Genomic DNA, 7,980 nt, shown 5'->3' on the forward strand with positions numbered 1-7,980 from the left:
CAGCGTCCCGCGCCAGCCGCAGATTCCCCAGTACCTCCGGCGGGTTCACAAAGTCATCGGTCCCCACCCGCGTGGTGTATCCGTCCTCCAGCAGTACCAGCGGTCGCGGATCCTGCCGTTGCTCGGCGGGCAGGATCACGACGGCCAGACCCCGATGCTTACGCGAACTCACCGCGATCACCTGCCCGCGCGTAAGGGCGCCGAGTCCTTCGGCGACGGCGTTCTCGCTCTGTGTCCGCTGAGTGAAGCGCTCGTCCCGCTCGGCACGGCGCAAGTCCTCACGCAGCGTCAGATAGCCGACGAAACCTGCGTACGGATCGATCGTCTCGTCGGTGTCGTCGAGGCGGAAACCCGGGTCGATGCCCGCCTTTTCGGCGGCAGCCATCAACTCGGTGTCCACGCCGCGCAGTGTGCGGCGGGCTTGATCGAGCTGTCGGGCCTGGCCGACCAGGGTGCGGTCGGTCTGGAACTGCGCGAACGATCGACGGAGTAGGTGACGCGAACCCTGCACCCCGAGCCGGTGGATCAGGTTGAGGACCATGTTGTATTCCGGCGAGAACGAGCTGCGCAGTGGGAAGGTGCGCGCGCCCGCAAGCCCGGCCACCCGATCGGGCTGAACCTCCGGTGTCCAAACCACGACGGCGTTGCCCTCGGTGTCGATACCGCGCCGTCCGGCCCGACCAGTGAGTTGCGTGTACTCCCCCGGCGTCAGGTCAACGTGCGCCTCGCCGTTGTATTTGACCAGTCGTTCGAGGACGACCGATCGGGCCGGCATATTGATGCCCAGCGCCAGCGTCTCGGTCGCGAAGACCACTTTGGAGAGGCCGTTGACGAACAGTTCTTCCACCGCTTGCCGGAACATCGGCAGCATACCCGCGTGGTGCGCGGCGAAACCGCGACGCAGCCCGGTCCGCCACTGGTCCACGCCCAGCACGTCGGCGTCGCCGGGTGATAAGTCGACCAGATGGCGGTCAATGATCGCGTCGACTTGCGCCACCTGTTGGGGTTCGAGCAGATTCACCTCGCTACGCACGCACCGGACAAAAGCGTCCTCGCACCCCTTACGCGAGAAGATGAAGAAGATGGCGGGCAGCAAACCCTCATCATCGAGCAGCCGGATCAGCTGCGGGCGCGGCATCGTCGGCGACCGGCCGCGGCTGCGGTCTACTCGGCTGCGATAATTGCGCACCGGATCGGCGGACTCGGCCAGCGATCGCTGCTTGATGTAGCGGGTGAGTTCCGGGTTTACCGTCCGCTTACCGCCGACCGGCGACCGGCGGTCGAAGAGCTCGAACAGACGACCACCGACCAACATCCACTGGTGGAGCGGGACCGGTCGATGCTCGGCGACGATCACCTCGGTGTCGCCGCGGACGGCGGTGATCCAGTCGCCGAACTCCTCGGCATTGCTAACTGTCGCCGACAACGACACGATGTGCACCGACGGATCCAGGCCGAGAATCACCTCTTCCCACACCGCGCCACGGAAGCGGTCGGCCAAAAAGTGCACCTCATCCATCACCACATGGGACAGCCAGTCCAACGCCGACGAATTCGCGTAGATCATATTGCGGAGCACCTCGGTCGTCATCACGACGACCGGTGCCGACGAATTGATCACATTGTCGCCGGTCAGCAGTCCGACGGAGGCGCGGCCGTGCACGGCCACCAGATCGTTGTACTTCTGGTTGCTCAGTGCCTTGATGGGCGTCGTATAAAAGCACTTCGTGCCGTGGGCTAGTGCCAGGTACACAGCGAACTCGCCGACAATGGTCTTGCCGGCACCGGTCGGCGCACAGACCAGCACGCTTCCGCTGCTGGGCTCGCCTGCCTCGAGGGCCGCACACGCCTCGCGCTGGAAGCTGTCGAGCGGAAACGAGAGACCGGCCGTGAAGTCGTTCAGAGTGCTCATCGTCTTCCAGCATGTCACGCCGGGCGACCTAATACCGGGCGGCAGTGCCGGAAATTCCGCCTACAGAACCTCGTCGTACGCGCTCGCGTCACGGCGGCGCAGCGCGTTGATCGGTGCAGCGGCAGCGAGCGGCCCCGGTGCCTCCTGCGGGCCACCGACCATCGAGTCCGCCGCATCCAGCGGCGCAGCCTCCTCGTCAGACACGTTCATCCAGTCGGGTCGCTGCTTGACCCGCCGCTTGTCGTTGACGCGGGCGATCTGGATGGCAATCTCAAGCAGAATCGTCATGCCCAGACCGAGTGCAAGCATGCTGAACGGGTCCTGGCCCGGCGTGGCGATCGCCGCGAAGATGAACAACCCGAAGATCGCACCGCGGCGCCACGACTTGAGCCGCTGGTACGAGAGCACACCGGCCAGATTCAAGGTCACGACCAGCAGCGGGAGCTCGAAACTGACGCCGAAGATCAGCAACAACTGCAGCATGAAGCCGAAATATCGGTCACCGGTCAGGGCCGTCACCTGCACCTCGTTGCCGACCCGCAGCAAAAAATCGAAGGCCTGGGAGACAACAAAGTAGGCGGTCAAGGCACCCAGGACGAACAGGAGTGTCCCGCCAATCGCGAAGGCTCGCCCGTAGCGGCGTTCACGCTGGTGTAGCGCCGGAGTGACGAACTGCCAGAGCTGGTACAGCCAGACCGGGCTGGCTAGCACCACGCCCGCACTCAACGCCACCTGCAGGCGCAGCATGAACTGATCGAACGGGCCGATCGCGAGGAGCTTACACTCACCGTCGGCGGTGAACGAGGCGCGGGTCTCGGGCGGCAGATCACAGTACGGTCGCGTCAGGATGTCACCAAGCGAGGGGATCCCGTAAACCCTGGTGTTGTACCAGAAGAAGCCGAGAATAGTGGTCAGCGCGACCACCGCAAGCGCGATCAGCAGCCGGTAACGCAGCTCATACAGGTGCTCGGCCAACGGCATAGAACCGTCGGGGTTGATTTTGCTACGCCGTCGCCGCGGATCGAAGCGACGGATGAAGGACGGAGTCTGCACGCCGACAGGTGTGCGCGGTGTCAGGCCGACTTCTTGTCGTCGACTTCGGCGGCAACTGCGCTGTCGGTCGAGGCCGAGGCAGACGGCAACTCCCGCGGCGCATCGGCGGCGGACGCATCGGCCTTGCCGTCGTTCTTCATCTCACTGATCTCAGATTTGAAGACCCGCATCGAACGTCCCAGGCCGCGCGCCATATCCGGAAGCTTCTTAGCGCCGAACAGCAACACCAACACGACGACGATGATTGCGATCTCGGCCCCACCAATGTTGCCCATGACAAAACCTCCACGTAACGGTTGGTAGCCATGCTACCGGAAGGCGGCGGTCACCTCTCGCCGACGTAGCGCGCCCGGGCCGCCGCCGCAGCCTCCGCGATCAGTGCCCGGACCTTGTCGCTTGGTGTGTCGCTCGAGCGCAGCCGGACACGGCCACCGAAACCCTGCAGCAGGCGGGCGAGCCATTCCGGCGACGCGTACGTCAAGGCGGCAACGACGGCACCGGCCTTCTCCGCCGGCTCGGCGAGCTGCCGGGCCTGGAAGTACTCGATCACCCACAGTGCGTCGGGATCGACCTCGATCAGCGCCACCGGCATTGTCTCGTCGTGCGTCGGCATGGAGATCGGCTGCGCCGCCACCTCCTCCGGTGGGCGCGACGGTTCATCGAGCACGTGCGCGTCCTGCACCCGGTCGAATCGGAAAAGCCGACGCCCTTCGGACTCACGGCACCACGCGTCCAGATAACTGTGCCCGTCAACGAGTTCCACCCGGATCGGGTCGACGATGCGCTCGGTCACCTCGTCGCGGCTGGGTGTGTAGTAGCGCAGCCGCACCGCGCGCCGGTCGGCGACCGCGGTGCGCAGCGCCGCCGACGCCGGATGCTCGGCCGGTACCGAATCGACATCGACGACCATTGCGCGGGTCGAGCCGGCTGCCGCCTCCACCTTCACCATCGCCCGGGCGATCGCGTCGCCGTCGAGCGCGCCCTGGGAGTCCAGCAGCATGCGCAGCGCCACCAACAAGACATTCGCCTCGGTGCCGGTGAGGCGGAGCGGATGATCCATCCCCGCGGTGAACTGGACGTTCACAAAGCCGTCCCAGAACTGGATGTCGATCAAGTCTCCGCCCACGTGCCCGGGCAGACCGCAGACGAACAGCTGTTCCAGATCCTTTGTTAACTGCTGCTCACTGACCCCGAGATCGCGAGCAGCCTCAGCCAGTTCGATACCCTGGCGGGCTTGGAAGTACGGGACCATCGCGAGGAGTCGCGAGAACCGGGTGGGTGCCGCGGTCATCGCCCACCGCCCACCGACGCGCTGAGCGCGTCGAGCTCGGCGATCACCGCGGCCCGCAGATCGGGGGGATCCAGGACCACGACATCGCGTCCGGCCGACAGAATCGAGCGCACCAATTGTGCGCGGAAATCGATCTCCACGACGGCTTCGTGCCCGGGCTCACCGGCGTACACGGCGTCGGTCAGCGTCGTGGCGAGGCGACGCAGGTCGTGCGCGCGATCGCGGGCCAGCCATAGTCGCGCCGTCGACATCTCGCCTGCCGTGCGCCGACTCACCGCAGTAGCGACCAACTGGCGTACATCGACATCAGCGGGCTTGGTCACCGACCCCGGATCGCCGATCACCACGACCTCGGAAATCCGGGAAACCCGGAAGGTGCGGGTCTGTCCGCGATCACGGTCGTGGCCGACGACGTAGAGCCGACCGGCGTCGCTGGCCAGCCCCCACGGTTCCAGGGTGCGCTCAGCCACAGTCCCCCGCGTGCGATGGGTGAAGGTGACTGCGCGGCCCTGCGTCGTAGCCGCGATCAGCGCGCGCAGCGACTTCTCGTCGCCGATCGAACGCCCGCCAGCAACCTGACCGAATCCCAGTTCCTCGGGACGGGTGACGTCAAGACCAGCGGCCTTGAGCTTGAGCACCGCGGTTTGCGATTCAACGGCAACTTCCGGCTCGTGCCAAATGGCGGCGGCCGCAGCGACCACGGCGGCCTCGTCGGCTTCCAGGTTGACCTCGCCGAGTGCGTAGTTCTCCGGCTTGATCCGATACCCCTCGTCGCCTCCCAGCGGGGCACTCCCAGTTTCCACCGGGATACCCAGTGCGCGAAGCTCATTCTTGTCGCGCTCGAGCATGCGCTTGAAAGTGTCCTCGGATTGCTCGGTGCCGCAATAGCCGACGACGTTCTTCCGCAGATACTCGGCGGTGACGTACGTTTTCGCCGACATCAGACAGATGACGAGATTGAGCAGTCGTTCACTCTTCGAGGTCTTCGCAGGGGCCACTCGCCCAGCCTAGTCGTCACATAGCAGCGATCAGGCGTTCGACGCGCTCGTCGACGTTGCGGAAGGGGTCTTTGCACAGCACGGTCCGTTGAGCTTGATCGTTCAGTTTGAGATGCACCCAGTCGACGGTGAAGTCCCGCTCGGCGGCTTGGGCCGCGGAGATGAACTCACCGCGCAGCTTGGCGCGGGTGGTCTGCGGTGGCAGATTCACCGCAACGTCGATCTCCTCGTCGGTGGTGACCCGCGCGGCCAGTCCCTTGCGGGTCAGCAGGTCGAAGACCCCGCGACCGCGCCGGATGTCGTGGTACGCCAGATCCAGCTGCGCAATCTTCGGCGCCCCGAGGTCCAGGTCGTGACGATCCTGATAGCGCCGCAGCAGCTTCCGCTTGATCACCCAGTCGATCTCGGTGTCAACACTGCGGAAATCGCCGGACTCGACGGCGTCAAGGGTCCGCCCCCACAGATCGACGACACGGTCCATCACCTCGTCGGGGGTACGGCCGTTCAGGTGCGCTACGGCAGCGGCGTGGTACTCGCGCTGGATCGAGAGCGCGGTCGCGGTCTTGCCGCCGGCCAGCTTGACCGGATGTCGGCCGGTCGGGTCGTGGCTGATGTCGCGGATCGCGCGGATCGCATTGTCCAGGGCGAAGTCCCGGAAGCTGATGCCCGACTCGATCATCTCCAGCACCAGCAGCGCCGAGCCCACCTTGAGCATGGTCGTGGTCTCGGACATGTTCGAGTCGCCGACGATCACATGCATGCGGCGGTACTTCTCGGCATCCGCGTGCGGCTCATCGCGCGTATTGATGATCGGGCGAGACCGGGTCGTCGCCGACGAGACACCCTCCCAGACATGGTCGGCACGCTGGCTCAGGCAGTATTTGGACTCATTGCCCACAGTCAGCACCTTGCCCGCACCACAGATCAATTGGCGGGTCACCAGGAACGGCAGCAGGACATCGGACACCCGGCCGAACTCGCCGGTGCGCGTGACCAGATAGTTCTCGTGGCAGCCGTAGGAGTTGCCCGCCGAATCGGTGTTGTTCTTGAACAGGTAGATGTCCCCACCGATGCCCTCATCGGCCAGCCGCTGCTCGGCGTCGATCATCAGGTCTTCCAGGATGCGTTCACCCGCACGGTCGTGAGTCACCAATTGGAGCACCGAATCGCACTCGGCGGTCGCATACTCGGGATGCGATCCGACATCCAGGTAGAGGCGAGATCCGTTGGGCAAGAACACATTTGACGACCGCCCCCACGCCACGACCCGGCGGAAGAGGTATCGCGCCACCTCGTCGGGACCGAGCCTGCGTTGTCCGTCCATGGTGCAGGTGATCCCGAATTCGGTCTCGATCCCCATGATCCGACGTTCCATTGGAATCACTCCTGTTCGAGAAGTTCAGCGACGTGTGCCGTGGCCAGCCGGTCGAAGGCACGTCGGGGCCGACGACGATCCAGGATCGCCACCTCCAGCTGATCGGCGGCCAGGCGCTGGGATTCGGCGGTCTGGGCAGCTGACTTCGCAGCAGCATCGGCGGTGTCCCCCGCGGCCGGTCCAGCGAACAGCGCCGCTACCGCGACAGCCAGCGCCCGGGCCAGTGGCATATCGGACTCATACTGAGCGGTCATCGCGGCCACAATCGGCTCGGTGGTACCGCCCATCACAATGAATGAGCTTTCATCGGAGATCGACCCGTCGTAGCCAATCCGGTAGAGCTGCGACGGTTCGTCGCGTCCGGGCTGCGCGACTTCGGCGACGCACAGTTCCACCTCGTACGGCTTCGGTTGCTCAGTGAACACCGTGCCGAGCGTCGTCGCGTAGGCGGTCGCCAGGGAGAGGCCGGTGACGTCGGCCCGGTCGTAGCTGTAGCCGCGCAGGTCGGCGTGCTGAATTCCGGCGCGCCGCAGCGACTCAAACTCGTTGTACTTACCGACAGCGGCGAAGCCGATCCGGTCGTAGATCTCGCTGACCTTACGCAACGTGTTCGACGGATTGTGCGCCACGAAGAGCACGCCGTCGGCATAGGCCAGCGCGATCACCGAGCGGCCACGCGCGATCCCCTTGCGCGCGAGCTCCGAGCGATCGCGCATGATCTGCTCGGCGCTGGCGTAGTACGGGAAAGTCATCGCGCGCGCCCTTCGAGAGCCTCGGCGGAGCGCCGGGCGACTACGGCCTCAGCAGAATCGGAGATCTCTGATTCCGCAATCTCGACTGCACCCACATAATTCACGCGCACCGCGGTGGGGAAGATCTGGCGCACCAGGTCCGGGCCACCGGTGGCCGAGTCATCGTCGGCGGCGTCGTACAGCGCCTCGACCGCAAGGGCCAGAGCCTGATCGGCGTCGACGTCCGGGCGGTACAACTTCTTGAGCGACGAGCGCGCGTACACCGCACCCGAGCCGATCGCGGCATAGCCCGCGCGCTCCTCATGTCGAGCCCCGGCGACATCAAACGAAAAGATTCGTCCCGGAGCGGCGGTGCCCGCTGCCCCGTCGTATCCGACCAGCAGCGGCAGCGCGGACAGACCCTGCAGTGCGGCGCCAAGGTTACCGCGGACCATGGCGGCCAGGCGCGAGACCTTGCCGTCGAGGGTCAGCGGCACACCCTCGATCTTCTCGTAGTGTTCCAGTTCGACGGTGAACAGCGTGATCAGTTCCACCGCGATACCCGCGGTGCCGGCGATGCCGGCCGCCGAATAGTTGTCGGTGACGAAGACCTTCTCGAT

The 7,980-nt window shown here is 65.5% G+C and carries 8 protein-coding genes; all 8 read right to left on the reverse strand.

The window, feature by feature from the left end; genetic code table 11:
• Positions 1 to 1,912: DEAD/DEAH box helicase (locus WAW85_RS09445; RefSeq protein ID WP_422559359.1), on the reverse strand; the 1,912-nt coding region annotated here is incomplete at its 3' end.
• 60 nt (positions 1,913 to 1,972) lie between these two features.
• Positions 1,973 to 2,893, reverse strand: coding sequence for a twin-arginine translocase subunit TatC (gene tatC / locus WAW85_RS09450; protein ID WP_422559366.1), 921 nt, complete (start codon positions 2,891 to 2,893; stop codon positions 1,973 to 1,975).
• 92 nt (positions 2,894 to 2,985) lie between these two features.
• A complete protein-coding gene (gene tatA / locus WAW85_RS09455; protein ID WP_422559360.1) occupies positions 2,986 to 3,240 on the reverse strand; it encodes a Sec-independent protein translocase subunit TatA in 255 nt (84 codons plus the stop codon).
• 50 nt (positions 3,241 to 3,290) lie between these two features.
• On the reverse strand, positions 3,291 to 4,256 hold the full coding sequence (locus WAW85_RS09460) for a helix-turn-helix transcriptional regulator (RefSeq protein WP_422559361.1): 966 nt from the start codon (positions 4,254 to 4,256) through the stop codon (positions 3,291 to 3,293).
• Positions 4,253 to 5,254 (reverse strand): helix-turn-helix transcriptional regulator, encoded by a 1,002-nt coding sequence (locus WAW85_RS09465; protein WP_422559362.1) that lies wholly within the window; start codon positions 5,252 to 5,254, stop codon positions 4,253 to 4,255. The genes WAW85_RS09460 and WAW85_RS09465 overlap by 4 nt, the downstream gene beginning before the upstream one ends.
• Before the next feature lie 16 nt (positions 5,255 to 5,270).
• Positions 5,271 to 6,629, reverse strand: a complete 1,359-nt coding sequence (gene pafA / locus WAW85_RS09470; protein WP_422559363.1) for a Pup--protein ligase — start codon at positions 6,627 to 6,629, stop codon at positions 5,271 to 5,273.
• Between the two features lie 5 nt (positions 6,630 to 6,634).
• On the reverse strand, positions 6,635 to 7,381 hold the full coding sequence (gene prcA / locus WAW85_RS09475) for a proteasome subunit alpha (protein ID WP_422559364.1): 747 nt from the start codon (positions 7,379 to 7,381) through the stop codon (positions 6,635 to 6,637).
• Positions 7,378 to 7,980: proteasome subunit beta (prcB, locus tag WAW85_RS09480; protein ID WP_422559365.1), on the reverse strand; the 603-nt coding region annotated here is incomplete at its 5' end. The genes prcB and prcA, both read right to left, overlap by 4 nt.

The organism is Gordonia sp. (in: high G+C Gram-positive bacteria) (assembly GCF_049299075.1).
GTDB lineage: Bacteria > Actinomycetota > Actinomycetes > Mycobacteriales > Mycobacteriaceae > Gordonia.

What these genes read in the sequence shown, in the direction of transcription:
- pafA (WP_422559363.1), bottom strand. Translation starts at nt 6,629, where the DNA reads ATGGAACGTCGGATCATGGGGATCGAGACCGAATTCGGGATCACCTGC.
- tatA (WP_422559360.1), bottom strand. Translation starts at nt 3,240, where the DNA reads ATGGGCAACATTGGTGGGGCCGAGATCGCAATCATCGTCGTCGTGTTG.
- tatC (WP_422559366.1), bottom strand. Translation starts at nt 2,893, where the DNA reads ATGCCGTTGGCCGAGCACCTGTATGAGCTGCGTTACCGGCTGCTGATC.
- WAW85_RS09460 (WP_422559361.1), bottom strand. Translation starts at nt 4,256, where the DNA reads ATGACCGCGGCACCCACCCGGTTCTCGCGACTCCTCGCGATGGTCCCG.
- prcA (WP_422559364.1), bottom strand. Translation starts at nt 7,381, where the DNA reads ATGACTTTCCCGTACTACGCCAGCGCCGAGCAGATCATGCGCGATCGC.